Here is an 18,015-nt window from a genome sequence, read left to right as displayed (position 1 = left end):
TCTGTGTCTCCTTGCGGGCGGGCGGGCGGGCGGATGGATGGATGGATGAGGTACTGGGCACGGGCCGGGCGCCTCAGCGTCGGCTCCGAAGGGCTGCGGCGGTCCCGGGGACGTCAGGGCCTCGCGTGCGCGGATGCGCGGGACAGGGCGAGGACGGCCTGGACGAGGAGGGCGGCCGCGGCGGCGGGGGCCGCCGCCGGGACCGGGATCAGGGCGAGGGCGAGTGCGGCGGCGACGGGTCCGCGACGGGATCCGTGCCGCAGCAGGAGCCGGGTGAGGAAGAGCAACAGGGCGAGCGGCACGGCCGCCGTGAGGGGTGCGCCGGCGACCACGGCCGCCCCGGCGGCGGCCGCGGTGAAGCCGCCGACGGCCGCGAACAGCAGGGGCCGGGCCCGGTCGGCGAAGTCGTCCAGGGCACGGCTCGCGTCGAGCCGGGCCCGGGCCCCGGCGGCGAAGCCGGCGGCGAGCAGGTGCCCGGGCCCCACGGCCAGCGCCAGGCCGACCGCGAGGGCGGTGCCGTACCGGTGCGCCGCCCAGCCCGCGACGGCGGCGGCGAGCAGGTGCGCGAGCCAGGGGAACCGGCTCCCGGCGGCGCGCCCCGGCCACACCAGCGCCGCGACGGTGACGGCCACGGCGGCGGGCCCGGCCCAGGCCTGACCCGCGGCGGCCGCACCGGCGGCGAGGGCTCCGGGCAGCAGCGCACAGCCGAAGCGGCGGTGGGCGGCCGGCCCGGCCGGGACCGGGGCCGGGGTGGGGGCGGGCGCCTCTCCGCGCGGGCTGCGGGCGTACAGCTCCTCGGCGAGGGAGAAGACGTCGCGGTGGCGGAAGCGGGCGGCGGTGCGGTCGGTGATGCCGTGGGCCTCCAGCCCGGCGGCGATCTCCAGGGGGTCCACGGCCCGCTCGCACAGCTCGCGGTGCCGGTGCAGCAGGGCCTTGACGGGATCCCCCGCGACCCGCGGTCGGGCCTGCGGCGTGGCTCCCCGGGGGCTCCCGGCCGGGGCCCCGGGGGCCGACGGGACCTCAGAGGCCGGCGGGGCCCCGGGGGCCGGCGGGGCCGCAGTGTCGGGGTCGACGGTGGTCATACGGCAGCCTCCGCGGTCGGGTCCGGTGCGGGCTTGGCCCAGGTCGGGCTGGTCCAGTGCCCGGGCACCCGCGCCTCCGGGGGCCGGGCGAAGGGGACGCCACCGTCGGACCGTTCGGAGCCCTTGGCCAGCAGCCGCAGATAGATCTCCTGGAAGGCGGTGATGTTCTGCTCGACGGTGAACAGCTCCAGGGCCCGGGCCCGGGCGGCCGCTCCGAGGCGCTCCGCCCGCTCGGCGTCCCCGAGCAGGGACAGGCAGGCCTCGGCGAGCGCGCGCGGGTTGCGCGGCGGGACGACGAGTCCGGTGCCGCCGATGACCTCGCGCACCGCGCCGACGTCGGTGGAGACGGTGGCGCGGCCGCAGAACATCGCCTCGGCCAGGGTCGCGGGGAAGCCCTCGATCACGGAGGACAGCACGACGACCCGTCCGGCGCCGTACGCCTCGGCCGCGGAGGGCGCCTCGGGGCCGCCGATCTCCTCGAAGGCGACCGGGTTCTCGCCGACGGTGACGCTGTCGGCGGCCTCGTCGGGGAACAGCTGCGCGGCGAGGGAGCGGCAGTCGGCGAGGTAGCCGGGGTCCGCGGCCGTGGTGAAGATCCGCAGCCGGGCGCGCGGTTCGCCTCTGCGGACCTCGGCGAAGGCGTGCAGCAGGGCGACGAGGTCCTTGGCGGGCTCCACCCGGCCGACCCAGACGAGGGTGTCGGGGTCCCCGCGGTCGGCGGCCTCCCCTACGGTGGCGAATCGGTCCGCCTCCATCCCCGGGTGGACGGTCCGCAGCCGGTCGCGGGTGGCGCCGCAGCGCTCCTGCCAGCGCCGGGCGTGGGCGTTGCCGGGGGTCAGGAAGTCGGCCCGGGCGTAGATCTCGGAGGCGAGCCGCAGGTGGAAGGCGCCGAGCAGGGCCCGTACGGCGGGTCGGGACTCCTCGCCCCCGCCGGTGCCGAGGTGGGTCAGGTAGTGGGCGCGCAGCTGGACCCCGTACTCGGTGACCAGCAGCGGGACCCCGAAGAAGCGTTTGGCCAGCAGACCGGGGAGCGCCGCCACCCCGCCCGCGGCGGCGTGGCAGACGTCGACCGCGCCGAGGCCCTCGCCCCGGGTGCTCTCCTCGTACCAGTCCAGGGACAGCGGCCGCAGCACGGCCTCCAGTGCGTCGACGAACCGGAGCAGGTCGGTCACCTGCGCCGCCCGTACGGAACGGCTCGCGCCCGGTGCCCGGCAGGCGGCCTCCAGTGCCCGCACCGCGGACTCGGAGCGCAGGGCCGCGTACAGCCCGCCCTGCTCGCGGGCGAGGTCGGCGAGTCCGTACAGTCCGGTGGCGAAGGGTTCCGGGGCCGCGGCGCAGATCCCGTGGACCAGCTCCTTGAAGCAGTCGGCGAAGCGCCGCCGCTCGCGCCGGGAGTAGGTCCGCCCGTCGTCGGCGGGGGCCCAGAGGGCGGCCGTACGGACGTGGGTGACGTGTTCGGGCAGCGGGACCCGGGCGCGTCCCTGCTCGGCGCTGCGGCTCAGCGCGTAGAGCTCGAACTCGTGCTGCGGGAGTCCGCGCACGAGCCGGTCGTACCACGGCCTGGCCTCGCCCGTCGCATACGGATAACCACCTTCGGTGAGCAGTCCGATCCGCACGAGTGGCACCCCCGATCTCCCGTTAAGGCGGTCGCCGTCGGTCAGGCGACCCGCCGCTGGAGAACTCAAGCGGATATGCCGCAGGCGCGACGGACGGTTGTCCGTCGCGCCACCGGAAGGGGTGAAGAGTCGTAACTTTCCCGTACGGTTCGCGTTCGAGCACGCTAGAAGTACAGCCTCGAAGGTCCCGCGGCAGCGGGCCCCGGGGCGTCCGGGACCCCGACCTCCCGGACGCCTCCCGGACACCTCCCAGCGCCGGTACGGCCACCGGCCGCCGACGGGTCAGGGGTGTGCGGGACGGTCGTGGACCTCGTACTCCTGCGGACAGCGGTCGTGGCGGCCCCCGCCCGGTCCCCCGCCGGACGCCGCGGGCATGCCCGTCGTGCCGCCGCAACGCAGCGCGGACAGCAGCCGGGCACCTGGCGCGCGCCCGGCGCACGGCCTCAGCCCTCGGGGAACGCCCAGGGGTTGGGCCTGCACTGGATGCCGTCGATGGTGAGGGACTTGGTCTGCTGCTGCATGACCGGGGCGAGCGCTCCGGGGGTGCGGCAGTTGACGTGGCCGTGCCCGAGCCGGTGACCGACCTCGTGGTTGATGAGCATCTGACGGTAGGTCAGCATCTGGTCCGGACCGTAGCTCTCGGAGCCCTGGGCCCAGCGGAAGGCGTTGATCATCACCCGCTCGGTGCTCGCGGAGTCGCAGGAGACGTTGCCGACGACGGTGTCGAGGCCGGACTTGGCGCACCAGACCCCGGTGGTGCCGGGACTGGCGAGGGTGATCACGAAGTCGGCCTTGCCGCCCGGTACCCGTTCGAAGGTCCTGGTGCCGCCGTGACCCCAGCTGCGGTCGTCGTTGAGGGTGCGGTGGACGGCCTCGGCGAAGAGCTGCGAGTCCAGGCCCAGGCCCTGCTCGACGTCGACGCGGTAGCGCACGATCCTGCCCTTGCCGGGGGCCTTGGCCACGCCCGGCACGGTGTCGAAGGTCCCGGGGCCGGCGAGTTTCGGGTCGAGGGGCAGCTGCGCGGCCATCTGCTGCTCGTAGGTCAGCTCGGGCGCGGGCGCGGCGGCGGGCGGCGCGACGGGTACGGCCGCGCCGCCGTTCGGGGTCGGGCGCCCTTCGGAGCGGGAGGCGGCCGGGTCGCTGCGGTCCTTGTCGGTGGCGGCGGGCCCGCCGGCCCTGGTCTCGTCGGCGTCGCCGTCGATGAAGGACTGGCCCCCGACGACCACCGCGAGGACGGTGGTGACCGCGGCCGCGGCCATACCGGTGTACGCGAGGGCCTTCTTGCCGCGGCCGGAGCCGGACTTCTCGGCGGCGGACTCGGCCGCGGCGGACTCGGCGGAGGCGGACTCGGCGGCGGGCTCGGGCGCGGGTTCGGCGGCCACCGTCCCGGCGTCGGCCGGCCTGCGCGGGCCGGGCACCCGGCGGTGCGAGCCGGTGGAGGTGAGGGCGTCGGCCTCCGGCACCCCGTACGCGGGGACCTGCGCCGGCGGCGTCGGGATGACCTGCGGGAAGCCCACGGCGGGTGTACCGAAGGCCGGGGTGCCGCCGTCCAGGAGCGCGGCCGCGGCCGCGGCCGCGGGAGCCTCCGGGCGGGAACGCGGCACCCCGCGCCAGTCCCCGTACACGGAACCGGAGTCGGAGTCGGGCCGGGCACCCCAGGCGCCGCCCGGTTCGTACTGCTGCGGATGGCCGTCGTCCCGCGCGCCGGAGGCGGGCAGGTGCTGCGCGACGTACCCCTGGTGGGTGACGGTCGGCTCGGGCCACGCGGCGTACGGGGCCCCGTCGCCGAAGACGTCGCCGCCGTGGACGTCGTTGCCGAACGCGTCGTACGCGTACGGCTCCTCGTACCCGGCGGGATCCGGCTGCGCCTGCGGGCGCGCTGCGGCGGGCGCCTGCGCCGGAGCGGACTCCGCAGCGGGCGCCCCGGATTTTCGACTGTGTCGTCCCACGACCCCTCAGCCCCTGCCGTCTTCGGTGTCCCGGTCCGCAGCCCCTGCGCCGGTGTCGCGCAGCAGCTCCGTGAAGGCGGCGGCCACCACCTCGGGGTACTCCATCATCGCCACGTGCCCGGCCTCCGGCAGACACAGCAGCCGCGAACCCCGGAAGGCCGCCGCCGCCCGGTGCGCCATGCGGTACGAGACCAGCTGGTCGCGGCCACCGTAGACCAGCAGGGACGGGGCGAGCACCCGCTGCGCCTGCCGCCACAGGCCGTGCTGGCCGCCGAGGGTGTAGGCGTCGACGATGCCGCGCGAGGTGCGGGTCATCACGTCCCAGAAGTAGGGGAGCGCCATCCGGCGCTCCATCTCCTCCACCGCGTTGCGGAACCCTTCGGGAGTCACCCGGGAGGGGTCTCCGTAACAGAGCTCCGTCACCCCCCGGGTGCGCTGTTCGGCGCTGAGGCCCTGGGTCATGCGGCTGAAGAGCGCGGCCACCCCGGGCAGGGCCAGGAGTGCCGTCGGCACGGCCGACCGCTGCACGCGCAGCTCGGGGAGGGCCGGCGAGACAAGTGTCAGGGTGCGCACGAGGTCGGGGCGGACGGCCGCGACCCGGGTGGAGACGGCTCCGCCGAGGGAGTTGCCGAAGAGGTGCACCGGCCCACGCCCCGCGGCGTCGAGGTGGCGGATGACCGCCCGGGCGAACGCGGTGACGGAGTAGTCGCGGTCGGCGGGCGGCGGGGACCAGCCGAAGCCGGGCAGGTCCACGGCCTCGGCGTCGACGGTGTCCGCCAGCTGCGCCATGAGGGCCGACCAGTTCTGCGAGGAACCGCCCAGCCCGTGCACGAACAGGGCGGGCGGCAGGTCGGCGCGCTGTGGCGGGCGCACCCGGACGGCCAGTTCCAGTCCGGGCAGCACCGCCGTGCGCAGCTCCTCCCCGTCGGCCAACCGGACCGCTCCCTCGGGGAAGGAGGGTGCGACGGTGGACCGTACGCCGGGCAGCTCGGTCGAAGACATGCGGGCAATGTTACGAGAGGATCACGTTCCACTTGTTGTGTTCGCGGTCACAGTCCGATCGCGGATCCGCATAGCGGTGCATCCGCGATCCTCCTAGGCTCGTAAGTGACACAAGGAAGCGAGGGGAGCGGCATGACTGTCGACCCTGCGGAGCCGGACACCTTCCGGGAGCGGTTTCCGGAATCCCTCGATCCTGAGGCCCCCGAGGCGGATGTGGCGGAGCAGCAGGCCGATCTCCGACCGGGCGACGACGATCCCGCCACCGGCCGGGAGGCGGGCCAGGCCGCGGAGGGCGACGCCGCCGAGCAGGCGCGAGTGGTGCAGCTCGACGAGGACGACTACCGCTGACCGGCTGTCGACCGACCGCTGACCAGCGCCTCCGGGCCGTCCGTACCGCGAGAAAACTCGGCTTGGACCCCCCAGAACGGGTTACCGAAAAGTACGATGGCGGCGCGGCGCAGAGCGCCTGTGTTCCGAGAGAAAGTGGGAGGCGGCGTGACAGCCATCGAGCAGACCGAGGCAGCGCGTCCGCGGGGCACGCGACTGCCGCGCCGAGCCCGGCGCAACCAGCTGCTGGGCGCGGCCCAGGAGGTCTTCGTCGCCCAGGGTTACCACGCGGCGGCGATGGACGACATCGCCGAGCGCGCCGGAGTCAGCAAGCCGGTGCTGTACCAGCACTTCCCCGGCAAGCTCGACCTGTACCTGGCGCTGCTGGACCAGCACTGCGAGGCGCTGCTGCTGGCCGTGCGCACGGCGCTCGCGTCGACGACCGACAACAAGCTGCGCGTGGCCGCCACGATGGACGCCTACTTCGCGTACGTGGAGGACGAGGGCGGCGCCTTCCGGCTGGTCTTCGAGTCCGACCTGACGAACGAGCCCGCGGTGCGCGAGCGCGTCGACCGCGTCTCGCTGCAGTGCGCCGAGGCCATCTCCGACGTCATCGCCGAGGACACCGGTCTGTCCAAGGACGAGTCGATGCTGCTGGCCGTGGGTCTGGGCGGGGTCTCGCAGGTCGTGGCCCGCTACTGGCTCTCCAGCGAGAGCCCGGTCGCCCGTGAGACGGCGGTCGGTCTGCTCACCTCGCTCGCCTGGCGCGGCATCGCCGGCTTCCCGCTGCACGGCGCGGAGTCCGGCACGGAGTCCTGAACCGTTCTCGCCGGGCGCCACCCCCGGTGTTCGCTGCCAGCGTGTCCGCTCTGCGCGGTCCGCATCCCCTCTCCGGGCTAATGTGGACCGCGTACGGCGCGGCTGATCGCGCGAACCGGATCGTCGGAGGGACAAAGCCGTGGAGGTCAAGATCGGCGTGCAGCACGCACCCCGGGAGATCGTGCTGGAGAGCGACCTGAGCGCCGAGGAGCTGGAGAGCATCGTCAGCGCCGCGCTGTCCGGCAACGAGCCGCTGCTGAGCCTCACCGACAGCAAGGGCCGCAAGGTCCTGGTGCCGTCCGACCGCCTGTCGTACGTCGACCTGGGTGAGCCGACCGCACGCAAGGTCGGTTTCGGAGCGCTCTGAGAAGCTCTGAGAACTGTCCGAAACGGCCCGGTGGTTGATTCCACCGGGCCGTTTCTCCTTCTTCCGCTTCGGGTAGGACCGCAGTGACCCGGTTTGCCCTGACGTATGGGAGAGACCTGATGCTGCTGATGGAAGTGCTCGGCTCCGCGCTGTTGGGCCTCGCCCTGTCCGCCGCAGCCGTCCGGGCACTCGCGTCCCGGCTCCCCTCGCGGAGGGTGGTAATGGTCAGCGGAGTGCTGGGGGCGCTGTTCGGGGCGTATCTCACCCACTTCGCACTCGGCCCGGGGCACTACACCCTGATGGCTTCCTTCATCGGAGCGGTGCTGGTGTCGGCCGTGGTGCTGTCCCTGCTGCTCCGTCCGGCCCACGCGTCCCGCAGGCGCCCCCACAGGACTCCGTTTTCACTCCCGTCGCGAGGATGACCCCTGAGGGCGGGACAGCCTGAGTCCGCCCCCCCAGGGCCGCGTGCGTCGGCCCCGGCGCGCACACGGCGCGCCGGGGCCGACGACGTACGGGACCGTCCGGTCAGGCGGCGAGTCCGAGCGCCGCCATCCGCTTGGTGTGGGCCTTGGTGATCCGGGTGAACATCTCGCCGACGGCCGCGAGGTCGAAGCCCGCCGCCATCCCGTCGACGCCGCCGACCAGCATGGTGGAGAGTGCGTCGCGCTCGGCGACCACCCGCTGGGCCTGCGAGAGGGCCTCACCCATGAGACGGCGGGCCCACAGGGCGAGCCGGCCGCCGCAGCGCGGGTCGGCCTCGATCGCGGCGCGCACCTTCTCGACGGCGAAGTTGCCGTGGCCGGTGTCGTCGAGCACTCCGAGCACCAGCGCGCGGGTGTCGCTGTCCAGGTGGGAGGCGACCTCGCGGTAGAAATCACTGGCGATGGAGTCGCCGACGTACGCCTTGACCAGGCCCTCCAGCCAGTCCGACGGGGCGGTCTGGCGGTGGAAGTCGTCGACGCCCTGAGCGAAGGGCTGCATGGCGGCGGTGGGCTCGGCCTCGATCTTCGCGAGGCGGTCGCGGAGCCGCTCGAAGTGGTGGAACTCGGCGGAGGCCATCGCGGCGAGCTCGGCCTTGTCGTCCAGGGTGGGCGCGAGCTTCGCGTCCTCCGCGAGGCGCTCGAAGGCCGCGAGCTCCCCGTACGCGAGCGCGCCGAGCAAGTCCACGACGGCGGCCCGGTACTGCGGCGAGGCAGATGCGGTCGCCCAGTCCTGCGAGGCGATCCCCGTGGCCTCGGCGGGGTTGCTGTCGTCGGCGGGCGAGGCGTTTTCTACGGTCGGCATGCTCCGCACAATAGCCCGCCGAATGGCGTCCCAAGTCACCACGTCTACTCACAGCCTGTCCACCTAAACCGACCGCCCCGGTGAATTCACCCGACACACCTGCGCGATTCCGAGGTACAGTGGTAATGCGCCTGCCGAATACTCGGCGGGCCATCCGAATGAGGATGCCCGGTCGGTGGCCCGATCGGCTCCAACCGACCGCCCTCGGTGCGGTGCGTACGCACATGCGTACCGCCTCCCACGAGGGGCCCCCTCAGCGGCAGAGCGCTTGAGCGAAGGCCAGTGGTCCCGCGCAGCTTCGTACGTGGCAGTACTGCAAGCACAGCACGGTAGGACCCCCCTCGCCGCCTCGCGCCGCGTCTCACAGAAGAGGCAGCACCCTGACTACGTTCCGAGACCTCGGGATCTTTCCCGAGACGGCCGAAGCCCTTGAAGCAGTCGGCATTGTGTCCCCCTTCCCGATCCAGGAGATGACCCTCCCCGTCGCCCTTTCCGGCACGGACGTCATCGGCCAGGCCAAGACCGGAACCGGCAAGACGCTCGGTTTTGGGCTTCCGCTGCTGGAGCGGGTCGTCGTCCCCGCGGACGTCGAGGCCGGCCGGGCCACGCCCGACCAGCTGACCGACGCCCCGCAGGCCCTCGTGGTGGTTCCGACCCGCGAGCTGTGCACCCAGGTCACCAACGACCTGCTGACCGCCGGCAAGGTCCGCAACGTCCGCGTCCTGGCCATATACGGTGGCCGCGCCTACGAGCCGCAGGTCGAGGCCCTGAACAAGGGCGTCGACGTGATCGTCGGCACCCCGGGCCGCCTGCTCGACCTGGCCGGCCAGCGCAAGCTCGACCTGTCGCGCGTCCGGGCCCTCGTCCTGGACGAGGCCGACGAGATGCTCGACCTGGGCTTCCTGCCCGACGTCGAGAAGATCATGGCCTACCTGCCCGCCAAGCGTCAGACGATGCTGTTCTCGGCGACCATGCCGGGCGCGGTCATCGGCCTGGCCCGCCGGTACATGACGCAGCCGACGCACATCCGCGCCGTCTCCGAGGACGGCGAGGGCGCGACCGTCGCCAACATCACGCAGCACGTCTTCCGTGCGCACAACATGGACAAGCCGGAGCTGGTCTCCCGCATCCTGCAGGCCGAGGGCCGTGGCCTGGCCATGATCTTCTGCCGTACCAAGCGCACGGCGGCCGACATCGCCGAGCAGCTGGAGCGGCGCGGCTTCGCGTCCGGCGCCGTCCACGGCGACCTGGGCCAGGGCGCCCGTGAGCAGGCCCTGCGCGCGTTCCGCAACGGCAAGGTCGACGTGCTGGTGTGCACCGACGTCGCCGCGCGCGGCATCGACGTCGAGGGTGTGACCCACGTCATCAACTACCAGACGCCGGAGGACGAGAAGACCTTCCTGCACCGCGTGGGCCGTACCGGCCGCGCGGGCAACAAGGGCACCGCCGTCACCCTGGTCGACTGGGACGACATCCCGCGCTGGCAGCTGATCAACAAGGCGCTGGAGCTGGACTTCCACGAGCCGGTCGAGACGTACTCCACGTCGCCGCACCTGTTCGAGCAGCTGAACATTCCGGCCGGCACCAAGGGCGTCCTGCCGCGCGCCGAGCGCACGCGGGCCGGCCTGAAGGCCGAGGAGCTGGAGGACCTGGGCGAGACCGGCGGCCGCGGTGGCCGTGGCGGCCGCTCCGCGCAGGCCGCCCCGGAGCAGGAGCGTCCGGCCCGTACCCGTACGCCGCGCCAGCGCCGCCGTACGCGGGGCGGGGCCGAGGTCGCCGCCGAGCAGGTCGCGGTGTCCCCCGTGGCCGAGGCTCCGCAGGCCCCGGCCGCCGACGAGCCGCGCAGGCCGCGTCGCCGCCGGACCCGCGTGGGCGCGGTACCGGTGCAGTCCGCCCCGGCCGTGGCGGCCGAGGTCCCCGTGGCCGAGGCTCCCGCCGTGGCCGCTCCCGCGGCGGTGACCCCGGTCGAGGAGGAAGCCCCGGCCAAGCCGCGGCGCGCCCGCGTCCGCAAGGCCGTGCAGAGCGCCCCGGAGCCGGACTTCCAGATGGCGCCGCTCGTCGAGCCGGCGCCCGTCCGGCCGCGACGCCCGCGCCGGGTCGTGGAGACGACGCCCGAGCCCGACTTCCAGATGGCTCCGCCGGTCGAGCCGGTCAGGGCGCGGCGCACCCGCAAGGCCGCGCCCGCCCCGGTGACCCCGGTGGCCGAGGCCCCGGCGGTGGCCGTGGCCGAGGAGGCCCCCGTCAAGCCCAAGCGGACCCGTACCCGCAAGGCCGCGGAGGCCGCTCCGGTGGCCGCCGAGGCCGTCGCGGTGGCCGAGGAGGCTCCGGCCAAGCCGAAGCGCACCCGCACCCGCAAGGCCGCGGCCGCTCCGGTCGCCGCCGAGACGGTGGCGGTGGCCGAGGAGGCCCCCGCCAAGCCGAAGCGCACCCGTACGCGCAAGGCCGCGGCCGCGCCCGAGGCGTAGGACCCGGCACGTACGGCGACGGCCCCGGCCCCCTTCGGAAGGGGGTCGGGGCCGTCGGCGTACCCGGGCCACGCCGGAAGCTACGTGCCGGTAACCTCGGGTCATGAGCAAGCCCCCGCGCCTCACGCTGCCGTCCGCCGCCCGTGCGTACCACCTGTCGACCGACCGTGGTTCCTTCGCCGTGCACGAGGCCGGCGAGGCGGTCCGCGGCACCGCCCTGCTGGTCCCCGGCTTCACGGGCAGCAAGGAGGACTTCATCGCGCTGCTGGAGCCGCTGGCCGCCGCCGGCTACCGGGTGGTCGCCGTCGACGGACGCGGTCAGTACCAGACGCCCGGCCCGCGCGAGGAGTCGGCGTACGGTCTTCAGGAGCTGGCCCGCGACGTCCTCGCGCAGGTCCGCGCCCTGGGGCCGGACCGCGTGCACCTGGTCGGCCACTCGTTCGGCGGGCTGGTCTCGCGTGCCGCCGTGCTGCGCGACGCGTCACTCTTCGCCTCGCTCACCCTGCTGAGCAGCGGCCCGGCGGCGATCGCCGAGGAGCAGCAGGCGCGTACGAAGCTGCTGGTCGCCGCGCTGGAGGCGATGGGCGACGACATGCCCGGGATCTGGGAGGCGATGCGGGCGCACGACCCGCAGGACGCGGCCCTGGACTCCCCCGAGCTGACGCACTTCCTGCGCGAGCGGTGGCTGGCCACCGTCCCCGAGCAGCTGATCGTCACGGGCCGGGCGCTGATCTGCGAGCCCGACCGGGTGGACGAGCTGGCCCGGGTCCCGCTCCCGAAGCTGGTGCTGTCCGGGGCCGTGGACTATGCCTGGCCGGTGCCGCTGATGGACGCGATGGCCCGGCGGCTGGGCGCGCGGAGGGTGATCGTCCCGGGGACCGAGCACTCCCCGAACGCCGAGGATCCGGCGACCACGGGCGCCGCGCTGGCGTCGTTCTGGGACTCCACCACCGGCGTGTAGTTAGCCAGTGAAAAAATTTCCTTAGCGTAGGGAATGATTGCGGCTTACACTTCGTTGACCCGGTGCAAGGAGAACACTGACGAAGGGAGAAGCCCCGTGCGCTTCGAGATTCTGCGCCTGGACGACGTCGACGGGACCGCCGTGGACAGCACCGTCGTGGACGCGGCCTCCGTCAACCGGATCGTGCAGCAGGCCGCGTCGATCGGCCAGCGCATCCTGATCCGACCGGCCGGGAGTGCGTCCTCCTGACGCCCCGCGCGAAACGTTCACGCCCCCGCACCGGTGCGGGGGCGTTCGCGTGCGCGGGGTCCCGGGCGGTCAGGCCCCCTGGACGACCTGGAGCACGCCGTTGATGATCTGCTGGACGGCGATCGCCGAGAGCATCATGCCCGCGAGCCGGGTGACGAGGACGACGCCGCCGTCCTTGATGACCCGGATGATCACCAGCGAGTAGCGCATCGTGATCCACAGCACGGCGTGCATGGCGATGATCGCGGCCCAGACGGAGACCTGGGCGGCCGCACCGTCGGCCTTCTGGACGGCCAGGATGACGGAGACGATCGCACCGGGCCCGGCCAGCAGCGGCATGCCGAGCGGCACCAGGGCGACGTTCACGTCCTTGGTCTGCTTGGGCTCGTCGGTCTTGCCCGTGAGCAGGTCGAGCGCGATCAGCAGGAGCAGCAGACCACCGGCGATCATCAGCGCCGGGACGGAGACGTGCAGGTAGTCGAGGATCTGCTGACCGCAGAGACCGAAGACCGCGATCACGCCGAAGGCCACGCAGACGGCCTGCCAGGCCATGCGGCGCTGCACCTTGACGGGACGGCCGGAGGTCAGCGCCAGGAAGATCGGCGTGATACCCGGCGGGTCCATAATCACAAAAAGGGTGAGAAAAAGGGATCCGAAGACGGCGAAGTCGAACACAGTGATGCCTTGCAGGAGAGAGGGGTGTCGCGAAGAAGAAGTGTGGGACGGGTCGAGCGGGCCGCGAAGTGGCCGGTCAGCGCTCGCGTCCGCCGGCGCCGGGCACGGGGAAGGCCCCGGTCGCGCGGCGCGTGATCTCGCCGTAGACCTCGGGGTCGGTCGTGTACTCGCCGAGACGGCAGGTCTTGCGGCTGCCGTGGTAGTCGCTGGAGCCCGTGGTCAGCAGTGCGAGGTCCGCCGCCAGAGCGCGCAGGCGTGCGCGGGTGCCGGCGTCGTGGTCCATGTGGTCCACCTCGATGCCGTCCAGGCCCGCGGCCGCCAGCTCGGCTATCGCGGACTCCGGCACGCACCGGCCGCGCTTGACCGCGGCGGGGTGCGCGAGGACGGTGACGCCGCCGGCCGCCTTGACCAGGCGTACCGCGTCGAAGGGGTCCAGTTCGTGCTTCTCGGCGTACGCGCGGCCGCCGTCGGCGAGCCAGTCCGCAGTGAAGGCGTCCGAGACGGTGGGCACGACGCCCAGTTCGACCAGGGCGGTGGCGATGTGCGGCCGCCCGACCGAACCGTCCCCGGCGATCCGCGCCACCTGCTCCCAGGTGATGTCCACGCCGAGGTCCTGGAGCTTGCCGACCATGGTCCGGGCTCGCGGGACCCGGTCGTCCCGGACGAGTTCCCGCTCGCGGGCGAGCTCGGGCTCCTCGGGGTCGAAGAGGTAGGCGAGCATGTGCACGCCGGTGCCGTCGAGCCGACAGGACAGCTCGGCACCGGTCACCAGCGTGAGTCCCGCGGGCAGGGCCGCAAGGGCCTCGCCGTACCCGCCCACGGTGTCGTGGTCGGTCAGCGCGACCACGTCCAGCCCGGCGCCGGCGGCATGGCGCACCAGCTCCGCGGGGGTGTCCGTACCGTCGGACGCCGTGGAGTGGGCGTGCAGGTCGATGCGCACAGCCGGGCTCCATGGGTCGTACGGGCGGGGGACACCCCAGGATAACCGGGCGGAAGGTCCGCTTTCGCCGGAAGGATGTCCGCGCGGACGCGCCGGAGGACCTACACCGGACCCAGGATGCGCGGGCTCAGCGCCCCGCACGGCAGGAGTTCGACCTCGGCACCCCCCTCGCGCAGGTCGGTCAGGACCAGCTCGTCGTAGAGCAGGAGGCCGGACTGCTGCGGCCAGACGATCGCCCACAACCACAGGCCGCGCGCCTCGCCGGCGAAGACGGCCCGGTCGTCCGGGCCGCCGCCGACGTGCCACAGCGGTGTGGGCCGGCCCGCCGCGACCACCTTGGTGTGCGGCGGCCCGGCCATGTTGATGGACCGGCCGGGGTCGAGGCCGTCGATGCCCGCGTACCGCGCGCCCAGGCCCACGCCCAGCTCCTCCGCGATCAGCAGCAGCTCCCCCATGCCGCCCACCGGTCCGGGTCCCGAGCAGGCGACCACCGTCGCCCTGCCCCCGCTGCGGTCGTCACCGGCGGACGCCACTCCGGTGAACAGCCATCCGAGCGGCAGCGGCCACGGCATCCACACCGGCACCCGCGCCCGGTGCACGACCACGCCCAGACCCTCCACGCTCGGCGGGATGACGGGTTGCAGGGGGTGGACAGCGCCGTGCACCGCGCACTGCCAGGAGTCGGAGAAGAGTCCGGGCGCCCTGACCCGGCCACCGCACTTCGGGCAAGTTGGTTCACCCCTCATAGGTAGCCACGCTCCTCCCCGCCCGGCCGCCCGTCAAGGCATGGTCACCCGTCCGGGCTGTCAGTCCAGTGCGACAGCGCTGCGCAGGGGGTCCCGCAGGTCCGTTCCGCGCGCGAGCCAGCGCTCCTGGAGGGCGGCCGCGCCGTGGACCCGCTTCCAGGCCGCCTCGTTCGCCGTCATCGGCAGCAGCGGCAGGAACCGCACCGCCTCCATCGGCTCGTCGAGCTCCAGGTCCTCCACCAGACCGCCCGGTTCCGCGACGAGGACGGAGCTGAACGGCGCCCCCTCCCACAGCGGCTCACCCACGTCGAGCGAGGCGCCCGGGGCCACGACCAGGCCCTCCACCTGCGGGGAGGCGGCCAGCACCGCGAGTGGCCTGAGCAGTTTGTCGGTGTCCGCCCGTCCCGCCCGTACGGTCAGCACCAGTTCGGCGCGCGGGCCCCGTACGGGGTCGGCGACCACGGCGGTCGGATCGGTCATCGGGTGCGCGGACATTCCGAGGGTCGCGTACCGCACGAGGTCGCCCTCGGCGAAACGGAGTACCTCGATGCGGTCGGTGCCCAGGAAGGTGACGGCGGCGCGGGCGTCGGGTTCACCGAACGCGGTGCGCAGCCGCGCCTCGACGAGAGCCAGAATTTCTGCCATGGAACGAGCATAGAACTCGTATCAGCCGGGTAAAGGGCGGGTCTTGACCATCCGTCGGCTGATAGTGTTGACAGCTGTTCGGGGCCGCACGCAGAAGCGTTGTTTCAAGGCTCCGGAGACAGGACGTCCCCTACGGGGGACCGGCCGGAGGAGGTGGGGCTGCGATGGACCGAAGTCGATCGTGCAGTACCAATCGCTCTTCCGCTTCTCCGGCGGGCGCGTCCCGCCCCCTGTGATCTTCTGATCAGTAGAAGAGCGACGGCAGAACGTTGTCCTCCCGTCCTGTTCCCTCCCGCCCGCCCCGGCCTGCCCGCCTGCGGTGCCGGAGGGTCTCCCACCCGTACGGTCCGCAGCCGTGCGTGCGAAGGAGCCTGCCATGTCGATGCTGCCCTACCTGCGTGCGGCCGTACGCCCGTCCCTGCGCAAGTCCACCCCGGTACAGCCCGGCTACGACGCGACCCGCGACCCGTCGGCGAGCAGCGCGGTGGTCGACTGCGCCGTGTACCGCGACGGCCGCCGGGTGCTGGGGCCCGCGTGCCTGACGCCCCGTGAGGCGATCCGCCGGGTCCGCGAGGACGGCGGCTTCGCCTGGATCGGCCTGCACGAGCCGACGGAGGCCGAGTTCGCGGGGATCGCCGCCACCTTCGGGCTGCACCCCCTGGCCGTGGAGGACGCGGTGCACGCGCACCAGCGGCCGAAGCTGGAGCGCTACGACGACACCCTGTTCACCGTCTTCAAGACCATCCACTACGTGGAGCACGCCGAACTGACCGCCACCAGCGAGGTGGTGGAGTCGGGCGAGGTGATGTGCTTCACCGGCCCCGACTTCGTCATCACCGTCCGCCACGGCGGGCAGGGCTCCCTCAAGGGCCTGCGCCACCGTCTCCAGGACGACCCCGAACTGCTGTCGAAGGGCCCCTCGGCCGTTCTGCACTCCATCGCCGACCACGTCGTCGACGGCTACATCGCGGTCGCGGCGGCGATGCAGGACGACATCGACGAGGTGGAGAGCGATGTCTTCGCAGCCCCCTCCAAGGGCAGTGCGCGCGGCGGCGACGCGGGCCGGATCTACCAGCTCAAGCGCGAGGTGCTGGAGTTCAAGCGGGCGGTGTCGCCGCTGCTGCGGCCGATGGAGCTGCTGAGCGAGCGGCCGATGCGGCTGGTGGACCCCGACATCCAGAAGTACTTCCGGGACGTGGCCGACCACCTCGCGCGGGTGCACGAGCAGGTGGTGGGCTTCGACGAACTCCTGAACTCCATCCTCCAGGCCAACCTCGCGCAGGCGACGGTCGCCCAGAACGAGGACATGCGCAAGATCACCTCCTGGGCGGCCATCATCGCCGTGCCGACGATGATCTGCGGGGTGTACGGGATGAACTTCGACCACATGCCCGAGCTCCGGTGGGAGTACGGCTACCCGATGGTGATGGCGACGATCTTCGGCGCCTGCTTCACCATCCACCGGGCCCTGCGCCGCCACGGCTGGCTGTAGGGGGCGCGGGGGCGGCCCGGAGGCACCCCCTACCCTGTGCCCATGACTCTCAGCACGCTCGACCTGGCCCTCGTCGAGGAGGCCACCAAGAAGTCCGGCCTGATCTGGGTCCGCGGCGCCGGGGCCGACCGCGCCCTGTGGCACGCCTGGGTGGACGGCGCGGCCCACGTACTGGGCGACGGGCCCGGCGAGCAGCCGTTCCCGGGGCTGGTGGACGGCGCGGGCGCCGAGGTGACGGTGCGGAGCAAGGACAAGGGCGGCCGGCTGGTGGCCTGGACGGCGACCGTACGCGAGCTCGCGCCCCGCGGTGAGGAGTGGCAGGCGGCCGTCGCCGAGCTCAAGGGCAAGCGGCTGAACGCGCCCGACTCCGAGGAGATGACCGAGCGGTGGGCGCGGGAGTGCCGGCTGCTGCGGCTGGAGCCGGAGTCGGTACGGGCCGAGCTGCCGGACGGCTCGCTGGCCGCGGCCCCGCTGGGCTCCCCGGCCACGACCCGCCGCCCGGTCCCGGCGGCCCTGCCGAAGCTCCTGCTGAAGCGGAAGAAGGCCGCCCGGGGCTGACGCCCCCGCACGTCCCCTACGGCCTGGTGGGGTCGGCGCCCTGGCCCGAGCCCTGGGAGGGGGCGGGCGTGGGCTCGCCGTCCTCCCCCTTGGTCGTCGGCAACTGGCTGCCGTAGTCGACCGTCTGGTCCTGCGCGGGCGGATCGAGCTGGAACGGTTGGCCCCACTCGGCGAGTTCCACCCGGCCCGCGCCGCCGGCGCGCTCCATGAGCAGCGGGTAGGGGGTCCCCTCCAGCGACACCGAGAGCTTGCCGCCCTTGCCCTCGTCGGCCGTGACCTGGACCGCGCGGGTGTGCCCGACCTTGGTGTAGGAACCCTTGGCGAGCTTGCCCTCCAGGCCCAGCAGCCCGTCCAGCAGGACGTCCATGTCGGTGAAGCCGCGGAACTGCTTGTAGGAGGGGTCGCCCTCGGGCACCTTCACGTACTTGTCGCCGAGCTTGCCGGCCGAGTCGCTCTGGCCCCAGAAGGCCGCGCTGGCCTTCAGGTAGAGCTGCTCCCCCACGCGCAGCAGCTGGAAGGTGTCGTCCTTCGACTTCACCTCGCCGGAGCCGCCGTCCGACTTGAGCCGCATGTCGACGGTGAAGGCCTTGCCGCCGCTCACCAGCGTGCCGGACAGGTGCACGGAGTCGGCTTCGGTCGCGGCCGCCTTCGCCTTCGCCTCGATCTTGTCGGCGGAGAGCTTGCCGACGCCGTTCGTACCCTCGTCCGGGTCGTCCCCGCAAGCCGTACCGGTCACGGCGAGACCCGCGCACAGCACACCGATGGAGGCGGCCCGGCGCAGCCGCGCGGCGGGGAAGTAGGCGCTCACGGGCAGGTGCCTCTCGTCGTTCGTCTGCGG

General features: G+C 73.4%; 19 protein-coding genes. 9 read left to right on the top strand and 10 right to left on the bottom strand.

Annotation, left to right across the window (positions count from 1 at the left end; genetic code table 11):
* Window positions 1–113: 113 nt before the first annotated feature.
* From ACIPXC_RS15935 to ACIPXC_RS15920, 4 genes are all read right to left on the bottom strand, one after another.
* Complete coding sequence (locus tag ACIPXC_RS15935) at window positions 114–1,082, bottom strand: hypothetical protein (RefSeq protein WP_401617754.1); 969 nt, start codon at window positions 1,080–1,082, stop codon at window positions 114–116.
* Window positions 1,079–2,698: a GT4 family glycosyltransferase PelF gene (gene pelF / locus ACIPXC_RS15930; protein WP_401617751.1), complete on the bottom strand. Its 1,620-nt coding sequence runs from the start codon at window positions 2,696–2,698 to the stop codon at window positions 1,079–1,081. The genes ACIPXC_RS15935 and pelF overlap by 4 nt, the downstream gene beginning before the upstream one ends.
* A gap of 443 nt (window positions 2,699–3,141) precedes the next feature.
* Window positions 3,142–4,647, bottom strand: a complete 1,506-nt coding sequence (locus tag ACIPXC_RS15925) for a DUF3152 domain-containing protein (RefSeq protein WP_401617748.1) — start codon at window positions 4,645–4,647, stop codon at window positions 3,142–3,144.
* A 6-nt stretch (window positions 4,648–4,653) separates the two neighbouring features.
* On the bottom strand, window positions 4,654–5,649 hold the full coding sequence (locus ACIPXC_RS15920) for an alpha/beta fold hydrolase (RefSeq protein ID WP_401617745.1): 996 nt from the start codon (window positions 5,647–5,649) through the stop codon (window positions 4,654–4,656).
* Between the two features lie 132 nt (window positions 5,650–5,781).
* Between ACIPXC_RS15920 and ACIPXC_RS15915 the strand changes: the two genes are divergently transcribed.
* From ACIPXC_RS15915 to ACIPXC_RS15900, 4 genes are all read left to right on the top strand, one after another.
* Complete coding sequence (locus tag ACIPXC_RS15915) at window positions 5,782–5,997, top strand: hypothetical protein (RefSeq protein ID WP_401617743.1); 216 nt, start codon at window positions 5,782–5,784, stop codon at window positions 5,995–5,997.
* 147 nt (window positions 5,998–6,144) lie between these two features.
* Entirely contained in the window at window positions 6,145–6,795 is a 651-nt protein-coding gene (locus ACIPXC_RS15910) for a TetR/AcrR family transcriptional regulator (RefSeq protein WP_401617741.1), read from the top strand.
* A gap of 139 nt (window positions 6,796–6,934) precedes the next feature.
* Window positions 6,935–7,162, top strand: a complete 228-nt coding sequence (locus ACIPXC_RS15905) for a DUF3107 domain-containing protein (protein ID WP_030029459.1) — start codon at window positions 6,935–6,937, stop codon at window positions 7,160–7,162.
* A 122-nt stretch (window positions 7,163–7,284) separates the two neighbouring features.
* On the top strand, window positions 7,285–7,584 hold the full coding sequence (locus ACIPXC_RS15900; protein ID WP_401617938.1) for a hypothetical protein: 300 nt from the start codon (window positions 7,285–7,287) through the stop codon (window positions 7,582–7,584).
* Window positions 7,585–7,687: 103 nt separating this feature from the next.
* Here the strand turns inward: ACIPXC_RS15900 and ACIPXC_RS15895 are convergent, their stop codons facing one another.
* The gene (locus ACIPXC_RS15895; protein WP_401617738.1) at window positions 7,688–8,446 is read right to left on the bottom strand and encodes a ferritin-like fold-containing protein; all 759 of its coding nucleotides are present in this window, start codon (window positions 8,444–8,446) and stop codon (window positions 7,688–7,690) included.
* A gap of 446 nt (window positions 8,447–8,892) precedes the next feature.
* Here ACIPXC_RS15895 and ACIPXC_RS15890 point away from each other — a divergent pair, with 446 nt between their 5' ends.
* The 3 genes from ACIPXC_RS15890 (at window position 8,893) to ACIPXC_RS15880 (ending at window position 12,121) form a co-directional block, all read left to right on the top strand.
* The gene (locus ACIPXC_RS15890; protein WP_401617735.1) at window positions 8,893–10,911 is read left to right on the top strand and encodes a DEAD/DEAH box helicase; all 2,019 of its coding nucleotides are present in this window, start codon (window positions 8,893–8,895) and stop codon (window positions 10,909–10,911) included.
* Between the two features lie 103 nt (window positions 10,912–11,014).
* Window positions 11,015–11,872 carry an alpha/beta fold hydrolase gene (locus ACIPXC_RS15885; protein ID WP_401617732.1) on the top strand — a complete coding sequence of 286 codons (858 nt, stop codon included), beginning with the start codon at window positions 11,015–11,017 and terminating at the stop codon, window positions 11,870–11,872.
* Window positions 11,873–11,968: 96 nt separating this feature from the next.
* A complete protein-coding gene (locus tag ACIPXC_RS15880; protein ID WP_199819290.1) occupies window positions 11,969–12,121 on the top strand; it encodes a hypothetical protein in 153 nt (50 codons plus the stop codon).
* Between the two features lie 69 nt (window positions 12,122–12,190).
* Here ACIPXC_RS15880 and ACIPXC_RS15875 read toward each other — a convergent pair whose 3' ends face one another.
* The 4 genes from ACIPXC_RS15875 to ACIPXC_RS15860 all read right to left on the bottom strand — a co-directional run bounded on the left by ACIPXC_RS15875 (window position 12,191) and on the right by ACIPXC_RS15860 (window position 15,127).
* On the bottom strand, window positions 12,191–12,796 hold the full coding sequence (locus ACIPXC_RS15875; protein ID WP_030962530.1) for a MarC family protein: 606 nt from the start codon (window positions 12,794–12,796) through the stop codon (window positions 12,191–12,193).
* A gap of 76 nt (window positions 12,797–12,872) precedes the next feature.
* A complete protein-coding gene (locus ACIPXC_RS15870) occupies window positions 12,873–13,736 on the bottom strand; it encodes a PHP domain-containing protein (RefSeq protein ID WP_401617727.1) in 864 nt (287 codons plus the stop codon).
* 101 nt (window positions 13,737–13,837) lie between these two features.
* Window positions 13,838–14,482: a DUF6758 family protein gene (locus ACIPXC_RS15865; protein ID WP_350988023.1), complete on the bottom strand. Its 645-nt coding sequence runs from the start codon at window positions 14,480–14,482 to the stop codon at window positions 13,838–13,840.
* A 60-nt stretch (window positions 14,483–14,542) separates the two neighbouring features.
* Window positions 14,543–15,127 carry a suppressor of fused domain protein gene (locus ACIPXC_RS15860; protein WP_401617724.1) on the bottom strand — a complete coding sequence of 195 codons (585 nt, stop codon included), beginning with the start codon at window positions 15,125–15,127 and terminating at the stop codon, window positions 14,543–14,545.
* Between the two features lie 376 nt (window positions 15,128–15,503).
* Here ACIPXC_RS15860 and ACIPXC_RS15855 point away from each other — a divergent pair, with 376 nt between their 5' ends.
* Window positions 15,504–16,619, top strand: coding sequence for a magnesium and cobalt transport protein CorA (locus tag ACIPXC_RS15855; RefSeq protein WP_401617721.1), 1,116 nt, complete (start codon window positions 15,504–15,506; stop codon window positions 16,617–16,619).
* Window positions 16,620–16,661: 42 nt separating this feature from the next.
* Complete coding sequence (locus tag ACIPXC_RS15850; protein ID WP_386528997.1) at window positions 16,662–17,177, top strand: hypothetical protein; 516 nt, start codon at window positions 16,662–16,664, stop codon at window positions 17,175–17,177.
* Window positions 17,178–17,193: 16 nt separating this feature from the next.
* On the opposite strand, the gene ACIPXC_RS15845 is transcribed toward ACIPXC_RS15850, so the two are convergent.
* Window positions 17,194–17,985, bottom strand: coding sequence for a hypothetical protein (locus ACIPXC_RS15845; RefSeq protein ID WP_401617718.1), 792 nt, complete (start codon window positions 17,983–17,985; stop codon window positions 17,194–17,196).
* Window positions 17,986–18,015 lie beyond the last annotated feature (30 nt).

This window comes from Streptomyces sp. NPDC090021 (assembly GCF_044748225.1).
GTDB lineage: Bacteria > Actinomycetota > Actinomycetes > Streptomycetales > Streptomycetaceae > Streptomyces.
Note: the sequence above shows the minus strand (reverse complement) of the source record. Positions and strands in the feature narration are given on the sequence as shown.

Coding starts and splice junctions, on each gene's coding strand:
- ACIPXC_RS15935 (WP_401617754.1), bottom strand. CDS start 1,082: ATGACCACCGTCGACCCCGACACTGCGGCCCCGCCGGCCCCCGGGGCC.
- ACIPXC_RS15915 (WP_401617743.1), top strand. CDS start 5,782: ATGACTGTCGACCCTGCGGAGCCGGACACCTTCCGGGAGCGGTTTCCG.
- ACIPXC_RS15850 (WP_386528997.1), top strand. CDS start 16,662: ATGACTCTCAGCACGCTCGACCTGGCCCTCGTCGAGGAGGCCACCAAG.
- ACIPXC_RS15860 (WP_401617724.1), bottom strand. CDS start 15,127: ATGGCAGAAATTCTGGCTCTCGTCGAGGCGCGGCTGCGCACCGCGTTC.
- ACIPXC_RS15895 (WP_401617738.1), bottom strand. CDS start 8,446: ATGCCGACCGTAGAAAACGCCTCGCCCGCCGACGACAGCAACCCCGCC.
- ACIPXC_RS15885 (WP_401617732.1), top strand. CDS start 11,015: ATGAGCAAGCCCCCGCGCCTCACGCTGCCGTCCGCCGCCCGTGCGTAC.
- ACIPXC_RS15865 (WP_350988023.1), bottom strand. CDS start 14,482: ATGAGGGGTGAACCAACTTGCCCGAAGTGCGGTGGCCGGGTCAGGGCG.
- ACIPXC_RS15920 (WP_401617745.1), bottom strand. CDS start 5,649: ATGTCTTCGACCGAGCTGCCCGGCGTACGGTCCACCGTCGCACCCTCC.
- ACIPXC_RS15855 (WP_401617721.1), top strand. CDS start 15,504: ATGTCGATGCTGCCCTACCTGCGTGCGGCCGTACGCCCGTCCCTGCGC.